We start from the raw sequence: 15,849 nt of genomic DNA on the forward strand, positions 1-15,849 counted from the left end.
AGCGTGATGTTGGTTGAAACTTAAACAAACTTGACAATTTTCAGGGTTGATTTCCTGATTTTTTTGCTATGCGTCATGTTTTTTGGCGCAATGTCACGCCAATTGTTATCAGTAAGTTGTTGTTTTTCGCAAATTAAGTGGTTGTGTCGTGCGAGTAAACACGAATTGAAGTGACCATAATCGAACAGGTCGCGAGGCGTTTTGGTTTGGTTGTGACAGGATGACAGCAAGGTGAGCCGATGAAGAGAAAATCTGTTTGCTAATGGCGCTGCAATTCTGTACTATCTCGCGCCTGATTCTCGGTCTTTTATTTTTCGTTCCTTGCTTCCGCTGGACGACCGGGCCAATTGTGGAAGCTGATTAATCCGTAAGGAGCAACTCAATGCGTCATTACGAAATCGTATTCATGGTGCACCCTGATCAGAGCGAGCAAGTTGCTGGCATGATCGAGCGTTACACTGCGTCTATCAAAGATGCGGGTGGTCAAATCCACCGTCTAGAAGACTGGGGCCGTCGTCAACTGGCTTACCCAATCAACAAACTGCACAAAGCACACTATGTTCTGATGAACGTAGAAGCTGAGCAATCTGTGATTGACGAGCTAGAAAGCACGTTCCGCTTCAACGACGCTGTGATCCGTAACATGATCATGCGTACCAAAGACGCTATCACTGAGCCATCTGTCATGATGAAGGCTAAAGAAGAGCGTACTGCTAAGCGTGAAGATCGCCCTGAGCGCGAAGAGCGTGCAGAAGCGAAACCAGAAGCGAAAGCTGAAGGCGAGAGCGCTGCTGAGTAATTGCTGTGATGACCAATCGATTGGAACTTGCTGGTGTTATCAGTAAAGCTCCGGTCCACCGCCAGAGCCCTGCAGGGATCCCGCACTGCCACTTTGTGTTAGAGCATCGTTCCACGCAACTCGAAGCGAACCTTCCCCGTCAGGTGTATTGTCGTCTGCCGGTGGTGGTAAGCGGGCAAGGGTCAACACAACAGACTCACGATTTAGCTTTAGGCAGCCATATCAAGGTAAGCGGTTTTCTCGCTTACCAGACCAGCCGACAAGGCGAGGGAAAATTGGTATTGCATGCCGACCACATTATAGACATTTAGATCAGGAGATAAGCCCATGGCACGTTTCTTCCGTCGTCGTAAATTCTGCCGTTTCACTGCAGAAGGCGTACAAGAGATCGACTACAAAGATGTAGCGACTCTAAAAAACTACATTACCGAATCTGGTAAGATTGTACCTAGCCGTATCACTGGTACTCGTGCTAAGTACCAGCGTCAACTGGCTCGTGCTATCAAGCGCGCTCGTTACCTGGCCCTGCTGCCGTACACTGACAAGCATCAGTAATCGGAACTGTCCACGTTAGAGAGGATTGAAGAATGCAAGTTATTCTACTTGATAAAATCGGTAACCTGGGTGGCCTAGGTGATCAGGTAACTGTTAAGTCTGGTTACGCGCGTAACTTCCTTATCCCACAAGGTAAGGCTGTTATGGCAACCAAATCAAACATCGAACACTTCGAAGCACGTCGTGCTGAGCTAGAAGCAAAAGTTGCTGAGCAACTGGCTGCTGCTCAAGCGCGTGCTGAGAAAGTTGAAGCGCTAGAAGCGGTTGAGATCGCATCTAAAGCGGGCGACGAAGGCAAGCTGTTCGGTTCTATCGGTACTCGTGACATCGCTGACGCTGTAACTGCAGCAGGCGTTGAAATCGCGAAGAGCGAAGTTCGTCTACCAGAAGGCGCACTGCGCAACACTGGTGAGTACGAAATCAGCGTGCAACTGCACTCTGACGTATTCGCAACCGTAAAAGTGAACGTTGTTGCTGCGTAATTGCCAAGACAATGTTTGTGAAAGAGCCAGCCGATAAGGCTGGCTTTTTTTATGCCTGTGAACAGATAACCGTTAAAGCCACTGATACCGTAATCCGACCGTAAACACACTGTCTTTGTGCTTCAGCCCCGGTGGCACTTCACTCATGTAGTTTTGTTTTCCCGTCAGCTTAATTGAAAGCTTTTCGGTAATGGTGGTAGCTAGCGACAACACGCCTTCCACACTGGTATTGCTTTCCCCAGACACCACCTGTGTGCGTCCCTCGATACTGGCATTATCTAAAAAACGCCACTGCCATTTGGCTTGAGCGCGGACGACAGGCTCACTGACCGAATAGGGCATGATCAGATCATCGTCATCAATTTCGTCCAAATTTGGCCGTTGGTAACGAAAACCGGGACCTATCTCTGTGCTGACACTTAATGCGTCACGCTCGATCCATTGGTAGCCAAGACCGGTTGCGAGCATAAAGTCGTCAAAGTAAGGGCCATAACGGTCAGCGACGTACGTGGCGTTCAGCAGCGCATAGCTTTGCGCGCTAAGCTTCATATTGGCTTGGGATTCGAACTCCGTTTTGCGTTTGTCCTCTTCGCCGTCTTTTTCAACCTGCAGCAGACTGACGCTGGCTTGATAACTGTATTGTTCGATTTGGTATTGGCCGTTTAACTCACTGTTGATCGTTTGTGAATCGGCATTGCCGCCCAGACGTTGATAACCGATGGAAATATCGGATGACCAAGGTGACCTTGGCGTGTCGTCTTGCTCGGTTGCATAGGCAGGACTGATACACGCGACACATAGTGAGATCCAAAGCGGCGTATAAACAGATTTCATGGCTTTACCCTCACACTGTCTCAGGCGCGCTATGATAGGGATCGTCAGCGTTGAAGCGGTCAAATTTGGGTTAAAATCCGCGGTGATTATTCAGCGTTTGGAAAAAAATGGCTGACAGGGCAGCGTCTCGCTAGGACAGCGGGTATAATGGCGCCCATCAGTAATAGGTGAGTTCGTTATGGCAGACAATCGTAAACCCGCAAAAGATCAACAAGTCGCTAACCTCAAAGTGCCGCCACATTCCATTGAAGCCGAGCAGTCCGTGCTGGGTGGCTTGATGTTGGATAACGAGCGCTGGGATGCGGTTGCGGAAAAAGTCGTCAGCCATGACTTTTACAGTCGCCCCCATCGATTAATTTTCGATGCGACCAAGACCTTGCTCGATGAAGGCAAGCCACTAGATTTGATCACCCTCTCTGAGCACCTTGAAAAAGCGGGCAAGCTCGACGATGTGGGCGGTTTTGCTTACTTGGCGGAGTTGGCGAAAAACACCCCAAGTGCGGCCAACATTATTGCTTACGCCGATATTGTGCGAGAGCGTGCCATGGTGCGTAATCTGATTGGGGTCGCCAATGAAATCGCCGATGCGGGCTATGACACGCAAGGGCGTAGCTCGGAAGATCTGCTCGATATGGCCGAGAGCAAGGTGTTTGCGATTGCCGAATCTCGAACCAGTGAAAACGAAGGGCCGCAGCATATTGACTCGGTGCTGAGCAAAACACTGGAGCGCATTGAAGAGCTCTTTAAGTCACCGCAAGATGGTGTCACGGGCGTATCGACGGGCTTTACTGACCTGAACAAAAAAACTGCCGGCCTACAGCCGTCTGATTTAATCATTGTCGCAGCACGTCCATCGATGGGTAAAACCACCTTTGCGATGAACTTGTGTGAAAACGCGGCGATGGACCAAGAAAAACCCGTGTTGATCTTCTCGCTCGAGATGCCGGCTGAACAGCTGATGATGCGTATGTTGGCCTCGCTCTCGCGCGTCGATCAAACTAAGATCCGGACCGGTCAGCTTGATGATGAGGACTGGGCGCGCATCTCCTCATCGATGGGGATCTTGATGCAGAAAAAGAACATGTACATCGATGACAGCTCCGGTCTGACACCGACCGATGTGCGTTCGCGAGCTCGTCGCGTTGCACGTGAACATGGCGGTCTGAGCATGATCATGGTCGACTACCTGCAATTGATGCGTGTACCGGGTTTACAAGAAAACCGAACCCTTGAAATCGCCGAAATTTCTCGCTCGCTCAAAGCGCTCGCGAAAGAGCTGAACGTGCCTGTAGTGGCGCTATCGCAGCTGAACCGCTCGTTGGAGCAACGGGCGGATAAACGCCCAGTTAACTCGGACTTACGTGAATCGGGCGCCATTGAGCAGGATGCCGACTTGATCATGTTTATTTACCGAGACGAAGTCTACAACCCAGAAAGTGCGATGAAAGGGATTGCGGAAATCCTGATTGGTAAACAGCGTAACGGTCCGATTGGTAGTGTGCGTCTCACCTTCCAAGGGCAGTATTCGCGATTTGATAACTATGCAGGACCCGCGTTTGATGATGAGTGATCTGTCTACCATGACCAATGCAGCTCGTGCCTTGATTGATCCCGAGGCGATGGTGCACAACATCCAAGTGATGCGCCGTAAAGCGCCTAACAGTAAAGTGATGACGGTGGTGAAGTCCGATGGTTACGGGCATGGGCTCGCGTCTGTTGCCACCACCTTGGCCCCGTTTAGCGATGCCTTCGGTGTAGCACGGGTGGAAGAAGCATTGACGTTACGTCGTGCCGGGATCCAATTGCCCATCGTCTTGCTGGAAGGATTTTATGAAGCGGATGAACTGCCGTTATTGGTCACGCATCAATTGACGGCAACCGTGCATTGTAAAGAGCAAGTAGCGATGCTGACCCAAGCCTCGTTAAGTGAGCCGTTACCCGTGTGGTTAAAAGTTGACTCAGGCATGCACCGCTTAGGTTTCCAGCCTGAGCAAGTGCCGGAAGCACTCGCCGCTCTTAATGCTTGTGACAATGTGGCCGCTGACATTGGCTTTCTCAGTCACTTTGGCTGTGCGGACGAGCTGGATAATCCGATTACGCAAGCACAGATAGACACCTTCATAGAGGTGACGGAAGGGCTAAGCGGAGAGCGGTCGCTGGCAGCCTCCTCAGGGACCTTGTTTTGGCCGCAAAGTCATTTTGACTGGGTGCGTCCCGGCATTTGTCTATATGGCATTTCGTCGCGAATTGAACTCACCGGCGAACAGTTGGGCCTAAAACCGGCAATGCGATTGACGTCCCGGGTGATGGCCGTTCGCGAACTGAAAGCGGGCGAGCCGGTAGGCTATGGTGCGCGTTGGCGCAGTTCGCGCGATACCTTGATTGGCGTGATTGCGATCGGCTATGGCGATGGCTACCCACGCTCTGCACCTGACGGTACCCCTGTTTGGCTGAATGGTCGCGAAGTGCCCCTGGCTGGGCGCGTATCGATGGATATGATCACCGTTGATCTGGGCCCAGATGCGACCGATAAAGTGGGTGATGAAGCGGTCCTGTGGGGGCCTGAGCTTCCTGTTGAGCGCATTGCCCGCTTGGTCGATACCATTGGTTATGAATTAGTGTGCCAAGTCACCGGCCGCGTGCCTCGTCAATATCTTCCCTTGAACGCGGCCGATGACGCCGCGGTGTAGCTTTTCATGTTAAGCGGTACGGGGCGCACCTTGCACAGTGACCACCAAGGTGCGTGTACCGCCATGATCGCGATGCTCACCCAGATAAATCCCTTGCCATGTACCGAGATTAAGTCGACCTTGGCTGATGGGAACCGTGACGCTTGCGCCTAGCAACGATGCTTTAAGGTGCGCCGGCATGTCATCATCGCCTTCATAGGTATGCTGATAATAGGGCGCGCGTTCTGGCACTGAGTGGTTAAAGTGCGCTTCCATATCTTGGCGCACCGTGGGGTCCGCATTTTCATTCAAGGTCAAACTCGCCGACGTATGCTTGATAAACACCTGTACCATCCCGATATCAATCTCATCGAGGATAGGCAGTGCCGAGACAATGTCGTCGGTAATCAGGTGAAAGCCCCGCGGACGTGGGCGCAATTGAATTTCAGTTTGATACCACATAAGCAGTCCTTGTTGTGATCCTCGTCGTGAGCGAAAAGCTCAAGGCTTATCCAACTATTCTATGATTAATCGCAACCCTCTCACAGCAATTGCATGTGAGAATCTGGCTGTGATTATGTAATATTACTCCAATTGCCACCGCGAACAGCGTGGTGACGCTGAGACACTACAGGATCCTTGCCGGCTGTTACGCTAACAGCGGCATTCACAACGCGATTTGGATGACCATGATGCTAAAGACAACTAATCCCACTCAAACCGTGGCGTGGCAATCACTGACCGCCCACTTTGAAGAAGCACAGGACTACACACTGGCGGATCTTTTTGCCGACAACCCACAGCGATTCGCCCATTTCTCGACCCAATTCGAAGACAGCATTCTGTTGGATTATTCCAAAAACCTGATCAGTGAAGAAACACTGACCAAGCTGCTGGCACTGGCGGATGAAACCGGCGTGGCGGACGCGATCAGCGCGATGTTTGACGGCGAGAAGATCAACCGCACCGAAGATCGTGCCGTGCTCCATACAGCACTGCGTAACCGCAGCAATACACCTATCATGGTGGATGGCGAAGATGTGATGCCAAAAGTGAACGCGGTACTGGCGCAGATGCAGTCGTTTTCCGAGCGTGTGATCAGTGGTGAGTGGAAAGGCTATACCGGCAAAGCGATTACAGATGTGGTTAACATTGGTATCGGTGGCTCAGATCTTGGTCCTTACATGGTGACCGAAGCACTTGCCGCTTACAAAAACCATTTGAACCTGCACTTTGTCTCTAACGTGGATGGCACGCATATCGCCGAAACGTTAAAAGAGCTAAATCCAGAAACTACCTTGTTCTTGGTGGCGTCAAAAACCTTCACCACCCAAGAAACCATGACCAACGCCCACACAGCACGTGACTGGTTTATGAACGCAGCCGGGGATGAAAGCCAAGTGGCTAAGCACTTTGCCGCACTTTCTACCAACGCAAAAGCGGTGTCTGAGTTTGGTATCGATACGGCCAACATGTTCGAATTCTGGGACTGGGTTGGCGGCCGTTACTCATTGTGGTCGGCGATTGGTCTTTCTATCTGTTTGGGCGTAGGTTACGACAACTTTGTTGCACTGCTTGACGGTGCGCACCAAATGGATAACCACTTCAAAACCGCACCGATGGCGCAGAACATGCCGGTGTTGTTGGCACTGATTGGTATTTGGTACAACAACTTCCACGGCGCAGAATCAGAAGCGATTTTACCTTACGACCAGTACATGCACCGTTTTGCTGCCTATTTCCAACAAGGCAATATGGAATCAAACGGTAAGTATGTGGACCGCAACGGTAATCCGGTTGACTATCAAACCGGCCCAATCATCTGGGGCGAGCCGGGCACCAATGGTCAGCATGCGTTTTATCAGCTGATTCACCAAGGCACCAAGTTGATCCCATGTGACTTTATTGCTCCAGTGCATAGTCATAACGCGATTGGCGATCATCACGCTAAATTGATGGCTAACTTCTTCGCTCAGACCGAAGCACTGGCATTTGGTAAAGGTCGAGAGCAAGTGGAAGCCGAGCTAGCAAAAGCGGGTAAATCAGCCGATGAAATTGCTGCGATCGCACCGTTTAAAGTGTTTGAGGGCAACCGTCCGACGAACTCTATTCTGGTCAATCAAATCACGCCATATACTTTGGGCGCGTTGATTGCGATGTATGAGCACAAAATCTTCACTCAGGGTGTGATTTGGAATATCTACAGCTTTGATCAGTGGGGCGTTGAGCTAGGTAAACAGCTCGCAAACAACATCCTGCCAGAGCTGAACGATAATAACGAAATCGACAGCCATGACAGCTCAACCAATGGCTTGATCAACACCTTTAAGCAATGGCGCCAAGCGTAATCGCTTAACCGGTGAAACGAGAAAACGCCGCGCAATTGCGCGGCGTTTTTATATCGAGGTGTGCCGTCTTAGTGATCAAAGCAGATTTCAATGAAGGCCGTACCGTGGGGCGATTTAAACGGCATAATAATCACAGGCCCATCGCTTTTGTGATTGATGGTATGACCTTTACCAGACACCACCACTGGGGTGGCCATCTCAAACTCAAAGCCTTTTTCTGACAGAATACGCTTGGCACCCCCAGTCACCATATTGGTGATTTCACCCACCATGTCAGTGACTTCCTCGTTGATCGAGTCTGCGCGCTCACCGAGCATGCGAAACATGATCTCCAGCGCCATATCTTCGTCAAAAGTCACTGAGAACGACCCTTTGGTTTGTGGGCCAACCATACCGATTAACCCAGAAACATCCCCTTTAGCGATCTCGGATTTCTTTAGGTGAGGCTTCTCAGGCTGAATATCTAACTGTGCCATGGTTTGCAGCACGTTAATCAGCGAGGTCAGGAATGGGTTGACGAATTGTGCTTCCATAAAGAATGTCCGTCCTAATCAATTCAATGTTATTGAGCCAAGCACTGTGCACATGTGCCATGCGTTTCAATCACATGGTGTTGTACGTGAAAGCCCACTTGCTGCGCCTTTTCACGCAATGCATCCGACAGCTCCTCGGTGTGGCACTCTTCGACCGTACCGCATTGATCACAAATCAACAGTTGCGAGCAATGTCCTTGGTGCCCCAAATGGCAACAAGCGATGTAGCTGTTGGTTGACTCCACTTTATGTACAAACCCCTGCGCTAATAGAAAGTCTAGCGCACGATAGACAGTTGGGGGTTTGGCTTGTGGTTCTGTTTCGCGCAACACATCAAGCAACTCATAGGCACTGATGGCGCGTGAGTAGTTGGCAATAATTTCGTAAACGCGCGTACGTTGTGGAGTAAGCCTTACTCCTCGCTGCTCACAAAGCTGCTGTGCGCGGTGCAGTAACCCAGTGGTATTGGTCATAGCGCCTCAAAGTGCTGACAGTCAGTTTGTTATCTTATCATAGCCACTGGTCAGCGCACCCTGTCTGTCTTTAATCCTATGCGTTATCACACACCTGTAAACACCTTTACGTGTATCGCTTGATCGCGATCAGACCTCTCACAGTATTGAGCAAAATAAAAACAGTTAACAATCTGCTGATCTTTGAATCGGCTAACTGTTTTCTTGTAGTGAGTCCGTATGATGGCACCGTGCCACAAGCATAAAAAACATACCTTTACATCCATAATAGGAGTATGTACCGATGAAAAAACTGTTAGCCCTCGCCGCACTGGCGTTCGCGTCTGTTTCCACGCAAGCGGCTGCCAACGAGTGTGAGTTAACTGTCACCACCGGTGATAAAATGGCCTACGATCAAACATCGCTATCCGTACCAGCAAGCTGCAGTGAAGTGACGCTAACCCTAGAGCACCAAGGCTCCATGCCTGTGACCTCGATGGGCCACAACTGGGTGCTGTCAGAAACGTCTAACCTTCAAGACATTGCCATGAAAGGCGCGGGTGCCGGCCCAAATAACGATTACCTGCCACAAGGCGATGATCGTATCTTGGCGCATACCAAATTGATTGGCGGCGGCGAAAGCACCACGATTACCTTCTCAACCGAAGGACTGAAAGGCAAAGACTTAACCTATTTCTGCTCTTTCCCAGGCCACTGGACTGTGATGAAAGGCAAATTCACCATCGAATAAGTCTTGTCGCGAGAGAGCGAGCAACAGGCTCTCTCGCCCGTTTCATTTGTTCGTCATCTTGCTCGACTAGGCTTTACGGTAAATTGATGTCCGCAGACGGATTGACGGAGCAAGAGGGTGAAAAAACTCCGCTACTATAGTTATAACTTGGCACTCAATGCGATCCCTAATGATTGGTATCGCACATGGATGTGCCGGCAACTGTTGCCCATTTATCAGCAGCATCAATCTGATATCGACCAACGTATCAGTTATTACAACCGTTTGAATGCCCCTTTTTGTTTGTCGGAGCAATATTGCGATCATCAGACGGGCCGAGTGAGACAAGATCACGGCTCGGTGTATTTTTTAGATATATTGCGAGTGATGCGCTGGTTCCCCAACGGCTTGTTTTTGCATTACTTAGGTGGCGATGTCACGCAACCGCCACTTACGCCAGCCTTTGTAAAAAGCCGTCCCATTCATGGCGACAATCAAAACGCCGTACTACTCAAGCTCAATGCGGTGCGCCATTTTCAATTTATTGATGATCCCGTACCGTTTGGGCAAAAACGCGATAGCGCGGTATGGCGTGGACGCTGCTTTAATCACAAGCGTCGCGAACTTCTTCGCCGCTTTTACACGCATCCTATCATTGATGTTGGGGATACCCGCCCCGCGAATGATATTGACCAAGCTTACCGAAAAGCCCCGCTAACACCGCAGGCGCAGCTACAGCATAAGTTTATTCTCAGTGTGGAAGGGAAAGACGTTGCGACCAATTTAAAATGGATACTGTCGTCCAACTCGCTGTGCCTCTCACCGCCGCTGGAGTATGAAACTTGGTTTATGGAGGGCCAATTAATCCCCGGGGTTCACTATGCTGAGGTCAACGCAGACTTTTCCAACCTAGAGGCAGTAATCGACTACTACCTCACCTATCCGCATGAAGCACAAGCGATCATTCACAATGCCCATCAGTGGGTAAATCAATTCCGCGACCGACAAAAAGAAGCAGTGATCAGCTACTTAGTGGCAGAGAAATACTTTCGGCTTTCGCAGCAAGTCAGAGAACGAACTGACGATGCTTTTTGACTGAGCGTGTATGCGAAGTGAGAAAGTGATAGAGGCATAGATTACTGATATATAGTACAGTTGAGTGTGTCCTAGCGCCCAAAGAGGCGCTTTTTCAGTTGGTTTAGGGAGGAATCGTCATGGTAGATGAGGCTAACTCTGTTGAAAGTCGAAGACCTAGTATCGCTCTGATACTTGGTATCATCATTTTCCCCTTTGTTTTCGTATGGTTTTTACTTGGTCGTACTTACACAAGGAAGGCAAGAGTCATCGGATTCGGGTACCTGTCTTTTCTGGGTGTTTTGCTTTTACTGCCGTCCGGCAGTAACCATGAAAGTAGTAATGTCCAATCGTTAGTGGGCTTTATTTTATGGTGCGCGATCGGCTTTGGTATATATAAGTTTACATGCCTAGTCAAAAGTAAGATTTTATCCCTTAAATCATCAATATCCCAAGGCAAACATTCTGCGAAGGCTCATCGTGATATAGACTCCTCAATACATCATGAGAAACCTCTCTTTGAAAAAGATGAATCGAAAGCTCGGGCAATTGCTCGCTGGGAAAAAACATTAAGTACGCTATGGGAAGGAAGCACAGCAGATGTTTCTTTCGATTACACTGATAGTCAAGGGGAGCGGTCACACAGAGAAATCTCTCCAACTAAGTTATGTGTGAATGACAAAAAAGAGCAGTACCTTTTCGGTATTTGCCATACAGAAGGTGAAGAACGTAGCTTTAAAGTTGCTCGTATCGAAAAAGTTTTCTCAACGGGTAAGAGGTATAGTTTTGAAGACTGGTGCTTTAATCTTCTCAGGTTAGATATAGCATCTCCAACGCCTCAACCATCTAGACCACCTCGTAAAAAACGAAGTACGAATAGCGGCGCATTTGAGATTACGTTTACCGGTTTGCCAGAAGCAGAAAAAATGCAATTGAGTGAAATGGCAGAAGAGGCAGGTATGGTCGTGCGAAAGAGTGTCACTAAGAACCTCAATGCGATTTGCTATGGTGTTAGAGCAAGCTCCGCAAAACTCGAAAAAGCAAAAGCTCAAGGCGCTTTTGTTATTACACCTCCAGAGTTTGAAAAACTATTAGAAACCGGTGAGATAGAATAGGCCAAGGTGACTCCATGTTAGATATTCTAAAATCAATGTTAGATCATTCAACAGAACGGATGAAGCAACCTTTCCTTGGTGCCTTTACATTTTCGTTAGCTATATGTAACTGGGACGTTTTTTATTATCTTTATGCGTCGAAATCGGATGCTGTAACAAAAATTAGCTATGTGAAGTCAACGTATCATTTTGGTTGGGACTTTGCCTTTCCTTTAGTTGTTTCTCTTCTTTTTTTATATATCCCTATTTATAAAAACACGCATAGGCAAAAGAAATATGAAGAAAAGAAGAGTGAGATTGAATCTATAAGGTTAGAACGGCAGCGAGAGCGTTCTTCTATTAGGCAAGAAATCGCAGACAATAAAGCTAGGGAACAATATGCACCTAGGAGGATTGAAAAAGAGCATGATAATGATATAGAAGCTATCCGTCTGGAACGTGATTATCTCGAAAAGGAAAAGGCAGACCTTAGTAAAAAGGTAGAGCAATTAGAAGAGTTAATTAAAAGTCATGAAAAAAAGAACAATGAGCTGATGAATCAAGTTAAAGATGGCGAGCGTCTTTTAAAAGAAGTAAAGAAAGAGAAAGATGATGCTTTTATAGCTCTAGATAATATGAAGTTATATCGACACGAAAATTTTATGGAAAACGGGTCACTTCTTACGGGTATGGGTATGAACCCCGCAGAGATCGCCCAAGCAAACATGCTGTATAAGAAAGATAAGAAAGAATAGAGTGTCTTTTTTATTATTTATAATGCTTTTTCATTTGCGTTTATGTGACTAATAACTTTGACCTAATCACCTCCTTTGAAAAACAAAAACCCCCGCCGGGGCGAGGGTTTGCTACACCCATCAAGTGTAGTCTTAGAGCATCGTTACGGCAGAACCGTACGTGCGGGAACAATTTAACATACCTTAGAAAGTGCAGCCGGGTAAGCCGACTGTTCCTAATTTAGGCGCTTTCTCAGAACGTGCTTGATGATAGTTTGACTTGAATCAGAAACATTGATCATCTTGATTCTGCTTCTAAATTCTTTAAGTCCAAGTTCTTGAGCCAGAAGACCTACAAACTCATCAGCAAACGATGGGCTGACAGAGGAGCTCTCGAAATCTAGTGTTACCACACTATTTGAGTCCAATTGGCTCAAAAGCTGTTCGCGGGCTTGCTGTCCAGTTTTTCTCGTTGCTAAGGTCTGAAAATCTCTGGGAAGACTAATCAAACAGGTTGTCATATAGATCGTCCTCCTCTTCCGTCGGGCTTTTCGGCCACTCTCTGTAGACACTATTGATATCGAGTGGAGTATTGATGTCCCATTCGAACACTATCATTGTGCCTTCCCATGGAGTGGTCAATGTCCCAGTAGAAATGCCGCTCTCTCTGACCATGTAGTACTCGTCATGGGAGGCTATAACTAGACATCCGTTGTTCTGCAATGTCAAGTCATTTGTTAATGTTAGTCCATAACCTTGGTGTGGGCCATGGGGTTTGCCGGTTACTCCATATTTAACAGCAATACTGCAAGCATTATTCGTCCGTAAGTCACTTGTTAGGTCTGGGTTGGTCGACAATGAGTTACGTATCCCTTGTCCGCAATCAGCGATACATAGCTGTGCTAGGCTGCCTCCTTGCCATACTTGCCCAGCGACTATTCCAAAAATATCAGACTGCTCTCCCGAGTGAGCGCAAGTGTTACCCAATAACTCTGAAATCATTATGTGTAAGGAGTCACAAGTTTCATCGCTGGCGCCTGTGCTCTTGAACATTTCTGAGATATCTATTGCTGCCTGATGGACTTGGTCATCATTTTTGATAACTCTAGTTGGAGAAAACCTTCCCGCAGCTGGCCTCTCACCTGTACATACTGGGGGCGGTTGGTCAATTGCTTCCCACAACTTCATTCTTGATGCATATCTTGCTAAATCGGAGCCTTCTGGCATAACGATACTTTCGTTATGTCGTTTGGCTTGTACCGCCATGCTAGCTAGGTGAAATGGCTTTAAAAAGGGAGGGATAGCAGCCGCACATTCAGTTCGCTTTCTTGCCAGAGTATTTATCCAGCCTGCCACCTCTATATCTGTAATTTTTTGCATAAATACATTCACATACTGGGCATTTCAAAATAAGGTACATTCTAGTGTATAAAGAGCTGGGCTTTCTATGAGTATTGTTCGAACAAGAACATTTAGTGTGAATTAGGTCTTATCATGCAACTTATGCGGAAACAATTCCGTGTACACCGTCCACAGCGCGTTTAACTTCCTGTGGGCTGTCACTTACGCTACTTCACCCGATCGAGTGACCTTTCTCAAACAATCGGCTGGCCCTCCTCGCGCTGCAAATCTCTAATGGGCAGCGCATTGCACACAAGCTGAAGCATTCGCAGCGTGCGGATTAAGTATTGTTTGGTACGCTCTGTGTGACCTCAAACACTTCGCTTATTCAAGAACATATCAATGTTACCACTAACCTTTGCTGACACCTTGTAGCCGATGACGTTGGTTTCTCACTGACTGGGAGGCTTGTTTTCTCAAGTTACTGCATGTGGATTCTGCTTAAATGTATTGGGCACTCTGTGTATAATCCGCGTCCGCCTGTTGCGTGTATCTACAGGTGGTGCCTTTCAGTATTTAAGGCATTCGCGGGTGTTCGTCTATGTTTATTCCTCTGCTCTGAGGCGTACTATCGGCGTACCGCCTGTCGAAAATGACTGTCGTTTAACGTAATTTGCAGAGATTCGAGACCATGACTAACCCCAGCAAAACCGCCGCCAGCCCTGATGTGACGCCAAAAACGGTGATGCAGCGTTTCTCTGTTGCGCCCATGCTAGATTGGACCGATCGTCACTGCCGTTATTTTCATCGCTTATTATCAGGGCATACTTTGCTGTTTACCGAGATGGTCACCACGGGTGCGATCATTCATGGTAAAGCGGACTATCTTGCTTACAACGAGCAGGAGCATCCGGTGGCGTTGCAGCTGGGGGGATCGGATCCGGCGGATCTGGCAACGTGCGCCAAGCTGGCGGCCGAGCGTGGCTATGATGAAATTAACCTCAACGTTGGTTGCCCGTCAGATCGGGTGCAAAACGGGCGGTTTGGGGCGTGCCTAATGGCGGAGCCTGAGCTGGTGGCGCAGTGTGTGGCTGCGATGCGTGAAGTGACTGATGTGCCCATCACGGTGAAAACTCGCATTGGTATAGATGAGCAAGATAGCTACGAATTTTTGACCGACTTTGTGGGCATCGTCAGTGAAAAAGGCGGCTGTGATATGTTCACGATTCATGCACGTAAAGCGTGGTTAAAAGGCCTGAGCCCCAAAGAAAATCGTGAAATTCCACCGCTGGATTACCCGCGTGTGTATCAGCTTAAAAAAGACTTTCCACATCTGGTCATGGCTATTAATGGTGGCGTGAAAACCCTTGAAGAAGCCGAGCAGCACCTTGCGCATCTGGACGGAGTGATGGTCGGCCGTGAGGCGTATCAAAATCCTTTCTTATTGGCGGATGTCGATCAGCGTTTGTTTGGCAGCGCGCAGGCACGTGTGAGTCGTCGCCAAGTGGTTGAAGGCATGTTCCCCTATATCGAGCAACAATTACGCCAAGGTGCGCAGCTTAATCACATTAGCCGTCACATGTTAGGGTTATTCCAAAACATGCCGGGCGCGCGCCAGTGGCGCCGTTATATCAGCGAGAATGCGCATAAACCGGGAGCCGGAATTGAGGTGCTGACCACCGCCATGAGTCATATTCCTGACGATTGGTTGGACGCGTAAACGTGGTCAAAATAACTACTTATTAGTGATAAATTTGACGAAATGCGTGGTAAGGCACGGAGCATGCTGAGCAACTCATTGAATAAATGGATAAAAAACCAAGTGACAAACTGGCCTGAAACCTGCAAAGTCTGTCTCGCTATCAAGACAAGGAGATCGTAATGATCGAAATTCTATTCCTCATTGGCTTTGCGGCTGTGTTATTTATGACGGGTGTGAGCATCATGGGAATGGTGCTGGCTATGTTGGCTGGCTTCGCGGTCATGATGGTCGCGGGCATGATTGGCACCTTGCTTAAACTATTGCCTTGGTTGTTGGTGATCGCCGCGATTGTCTGGTTGCTCAAGCGCAACCGTCGCCAACGCAAAGGCGAGCCAGAAGTGATTGTTCGTGAACGTCGTTGGGCGCGTTACCGTCGTCGCTAAGCCTTTTTGGTAAAAAAATGTGGCCTGCTGCACGAGAAACCAGCAGGTAAACATGCGAA

At 48.5% G+C, this 15,849-nt stretch carries 19 protein-coding genes; 13 read left to right on the forward strand and 6 right to left on the reverse strand.

The features are described 5' to 3' along the window. The first annotated feature begins 382 nt into the window (after positions 1-382). From rpsF to rplI, 4 genes are read left to right on the forward strand one after another with little or no spacing between them, the layout of a single operon-like run. On the forward strand, positions 383-799 hold the full coding sequence (rpsF, locus tag BZG82_RS06725; RefSeq protein WP_069589698.1) for a 30S ribosomal protein S6: 417 nt from the start codon (positions 383-385) through the stop codon (positions 797-799). An 8-nt stretch (positions 800-807) separates the two neighbouring features. After that, on the forward strand, positions 808-1,110 hold the full coding sequence (gene priB / locus BZG82_RS06730; protein ID WP_069589696.1) for a primosomal replication protein N: 303 nt from the start codon (positions 808-810) through the stop codon (positions 1,108-1,110). Positions 1,111-1,126: 16 nt separating this feature from the next. After that, positions 1,127-1,354, forward strand: a complete 228-nt coding sequence (gene rpsR / locus BZG82_RS06735; protein ID WP_069589695.1) for a 30S ribosomal protein S18 — start codon at positions 1,127-1,129, stop codon at positions 1,352-1,354. A 32-nt stretch (positions 1,355-1,386) separates the two neighbouring features. Continuing rightward, a complete protein-coding gene (gene rplI, locus BZG82_RS06740) occupies positions 1,387-1,836 on the forward strand; it encodes a 50S ribosomal protein L9 (RefSeq protein WP_069589694.1) in 450 nt (149 codons plus the stop codon). A 72-nt stretch (positions 1,837-1,908) separates the two neighbouring features. Here the strand turns inward: rplI and BZG82_RS06745 are convergent, their stop codons facing one another. Beyond that, positions 1,909-2,670 carry a DUF481 domain-containing protein gene (locus BZG82_RS06745; RefSeq protein ID WP_077765452.1) on the reverse strand — a complete coding sequence of 254 codons (762 nt, stop codon included), beginning with the start codon at positions 2,668-2,670 and terminating at the stop codon, positions 1,909-1,911. 178 nt (positions 2,671-2,848) lie between these two features. On the opposite strand from BZG82_RS06745, the gene BZG82_RS06750 reads away from it, so the two are divergent. After that, a complete protein-coding gene (locus BZG82_RS06750) occupies positions 2,849-4,240 on the forward strand; it encodes a replicative DNA helicase (RefSeq protein ID WP_077765453.1) in 1,392 nt (463 codons plus the stop codon). Next, a complete protein-coding gene (gene alr, locus BZG82_RS06755; RefSeq protein ID WP_077765454.1) occupies positions 4,230-5,360 on the forward strand; it encodes an alanine racemase in 1,131 nt (376 codons plus the stop codon). Before BZG82_RS06750 ends, alr begins: the two co-directional genes overlap by 11 nt. 9 nt (positions 5,361-5,369) lie before the next feature. Here the strand turns inward: alr and BZG82_RS06760 are convergent, their stop codons facing one another. Continuing rightward, positions 5,370-5,801 (reverse strand): secondary thiamine-phosphate synthase enzyme YjbQ, encoded by a 432-nt coding sequence (locus BZG82_RS06760; RefSeq protein WP_069589688.1) that lies wholly within the window; start codon positions 5,799-5,801, stop codon positions 5,370-5,372. A gap of 230 nt (positions 5,802-6,031) precedes the next feature. On the opposite strand from BZG82_RS06760, the gene pgi reads away from it, so the two are divergent. After that, positions 6,032-7,687, forward strand: coding sequence for a glucose-6-phosphate isomerase (pgi, locus tag BZG82_RS06765; protein WP_077480292.1), 1,656 nt, complete (start codon positions 6,032-6,034; stop codon positions 7,685-7,687). Positions 7,688-7,755: 68 nt separating this feature from the next. Here pgi and BZG82_RS06770 read toward each other — a convergent pair whose 3' ends face one another. Continuing rightward, positions 7,756-8,220, reverse strand: coding sequence for a chemotaxis protein CheX (locus BZG82_RS06770; RefSeq protein ID WP_069589687.1), 465 nt, complete (start codon positions 8,218-8,220; stop codon positions 7,756-7,758). 29 nt (positions 8,221-8,249) lie between these two features. Continuing rightward, positions 8,250-8,693 (reverse strand): zinc uptake transcriptional repressor Zur, encoded by a 444-nt coding sequence (zur, locus tag BZG82_RS06775; protein ID WP_069589686.1) that lies wholly within the window; start codon positions 8,691-8,693, stop codon positions 8,250-8,252. 283 nt (positions 8,694-8,976) lie between these two features. Here zur and azu point away from each other — a divergent pair, with 283 nt between their 5' ends. The 4 genes from azu to BZG82_RS06795 all read left to right on the forward strand — a co-directional run bounded on the left by azu (position 8,977) and on the right by BZG82_RS06795 (position 12,325). Continuing rightward, a complete protein-coding gene (azu, locus tag BZG82_RS06780) occupies positions 8,977-9,423 on the forward strand; it encodes an azurin (protein ID WP_069589685.1) in 447 nt (148 codons plus the stop codon). Positions 9,424-9,540: 117 nt separating this feature from the next. Beyond that, positions 9,541-10,497 (forward strand): glycosyl transferase family 90, encoded by a 957-nt coding sequence (locus BZG82_RS06785; protein ID WP_077765455.1) that lies wholly within the window; start codon positions 9,541-9,543, stop codon positions 10,495-10,497. A gap of 119 nt (positions 10,498-10,616) precedes the next feature. Continuing rightward, positions 10,617-11,591 (forward strand): WYL domain-containing protein, encoded by a 975-nt coding sequence (locus BZG82_RS06790; protein WP_077765456.1) that lies wholly within the window; start codon positions 10,617-10,619, stop codon positions 11,589-11,591. A gap of 14 nt (positions 11,592-11,605) precedes the next feature. Beyond that, the gene (locus BZG82_RS06795) at positions 11,606-12,325 is read left to right on the forward strand and encodes a coiled-coil domain-containing protein (protein ID WP_077765457.1); all 720 of its coding nucleotides are present in this window, start codon (positions 11,606-11,608) and stop codon (positions 12,323-12,325) included. A gap of 215 nt (positions 12,326-12,540) precedes the next feature. Here the strand turns inward: BZG82_RS06795 and BZG82_RS16725 are convergent, their stop codons facing one another. Beyond that, the gene (locus tag BZG82_RS16725) at positions 12,541-12,825 is read right to left on the reverse strand and encodes an STAS-like domain-containing protein (RefSeq protein ID WP_077765458.1); all 285 of its coding nucleotides are present in this window, start codon (positions 12,823-12,825) and stop codon (positions 12,541-12,543) included. Continuing rightward, positions 12,806-13,684, reverse strand: coding sequence for an ATP-binding protein (locus BZG82_RS06805; protein WP_077765459.1), 879 nt, complete (start codon positions 13,682-13,684; stop codon positions 12,806-12,808). Before BZG82_RS06805 ends, BZG82_RS16725 begins: the two co-directional genes overlap by 20 nt. 652 nt (positions 13,685-14,336) lie before the next feature. On the opposite strand from BZG82_RS06805, the gene dusA reads away from it, so the two are divergent. Together dusA and pspG are read left to right on the forward strand one after the other, a co-directional pair. Beyond that, positions 14,337-15,365, forward strand: a complete 1,029-nt coding sequence (gene dusA / locus BZG82_RS06815) for a tRNA dihydrouridine(20/20a) synthase DusA (RefSeq protein ID WP_077662821.1) — start codon at positions 14,337-14,339, stop codon at positions 15,363-15,365. Positions 15,366-15,526: 161 nt separating this feature from the next. Beyond that, the gene (gene pspG, locus BZG82_RS06820) at positions 15,527-15,790 is read left to right on the forward strand and encodes an envelope stress response protein PspG (protein WP_069589681.1); all 264 of its coding nucleotides are present in this window, start codon (positions 15,527-15,529) and stop codon (positions 15,788-15,790) included. Positions 15,791-15,849: the final 59 nt, after the last annotated feature.

Source organism: Salinivibrio sp. PR5 (assembly GCF_001996085.1).
In the GTDB taxonomy this organism is placed as follows: Bacteria; Pseudomonadota; Gammaproteobacteria; order Enterobacterales; family Vibrionaceae; genus Salinivibrio; species Salinivibrio proteolyticus.

Bases quoted from the DNA above. Each gene is read 5' to 3' on its own strand.
- dusA (WP_077662821.1), top strand. From the start codon at position 14,337: ATGACTAACCCCAGCAAAACCGCCGCCAGCCCTGATGTGACGCCAAAA.
- azu (WP_069589685.1), top strand. From the start codon at position 8,977: ATGAAAAAACTGTTAGCCCTCGCCGCACTGGCGTTCGCGTCTGTTTCC.
- alr (WP_077765454.1), top strand. From the start codon at position 4,230: ATGATGAGTGATCTGTCTACCATGACCAATGCAGCTCGTGCCTTGATT.
- BZG82_RS06750 (WP_077765453.1), top strand. From the start codon at position 2,849: ATGGCAGACAATCGTAAACCCGCAAAAGATCAACAAGTCGCTAACCTC.
- BZG82_RS06795 (WP_077765457.1), top strand. From the start codon at position 11,606: ATGTTAGATATTCTAAAATCAATGTTAGATCATTCAACAGAACGGATG.
- pspG (WP_069589681.1), top strand. From the start codon at position 15,527: ATGATCGAAATTCTATTCCTCATTGGCTTTGCGGCTGTGTTATTTATG.
- BZG82_RS06760 (WP_069589688.1), bottom strand. From the start codon at position 5,801: ATGTGGTATCAAACTGAAATTCAATTGCGCCCACGTCCGCGGGGCTTT.
- priB (WP_069589696.1), top strand. From the start codon at position 808: ATGACCAATCGATTGGAACTTGCTGGTGTTATCAGTAAAGCTCCGGTC.
- rpsF (WP_069589698.1), top strand. From the start codon at position 383: ATGCGTCATTACGAAATCGTATTCATGGTGCACCCTGATCAGAGCGAG.
- BZG82_RS06770 (WP_069589687.1), bottom strand. From the start codon at position 8,220: ATGGAAGCACAATTCGTCAACCCATTCCTGACCTCGCTGATTAACGTG.
- BZG82_RS06805 (WP_077765459.1), bottom strand. From the start codon at position 13,684: ATGCAAAAAATTACAGATATAGAGGTGGCAGGCTGGATAAATACTCTG.
- BZG82_RS16725 (WP_077765458.1), bottom strand. From the start codon at position 12,825: ATGACAACCTGTTTGATTAGTCTTCCCAGAGATTTTCAGACCTTAGCA.
- BZG82_RS06790 (WP_077765456.1), top strand. From the start codon at position 10,617: ATGGTAGATGAGGCTAACTCTGTTGAAAGTCGAAGACCTAGTATCGCT.
- pgi (WP_077480292.1), top strand. From the start codon at position 6,032: ATGCTAAAGACAACTAATCCCACTCAAACCGTGGCGTGGCAATCACTG.
- BZG82_RS06745 (WP_077765452.1), bottom strand. From the start codon at position 2,670: ATGAAATCTGTTTATACGCCGCTTTGGATCTCACTATGTGTCGCGTGT.
- rpsR (WP_069589695.1), top strand. From the start codon at position 1,127: ATGGCACGTTTCTTCCGTCGTCGTAAATTCTGCCGTTTCACTGCAGAA.
- zur (WP_069589686.1), bottom strand. From the start codon at position 8,693: ATGACCAATACCACTGGGTTACTGCACCGCGCACAGCAGCTTTGTGAG.
- rplI (WP_069589694.1), top strand. From the start codon at position 1,387: ATGCAAGTTATTCTACTTGATAAAATCGGTAACCTGGGTGGCCTAGGT.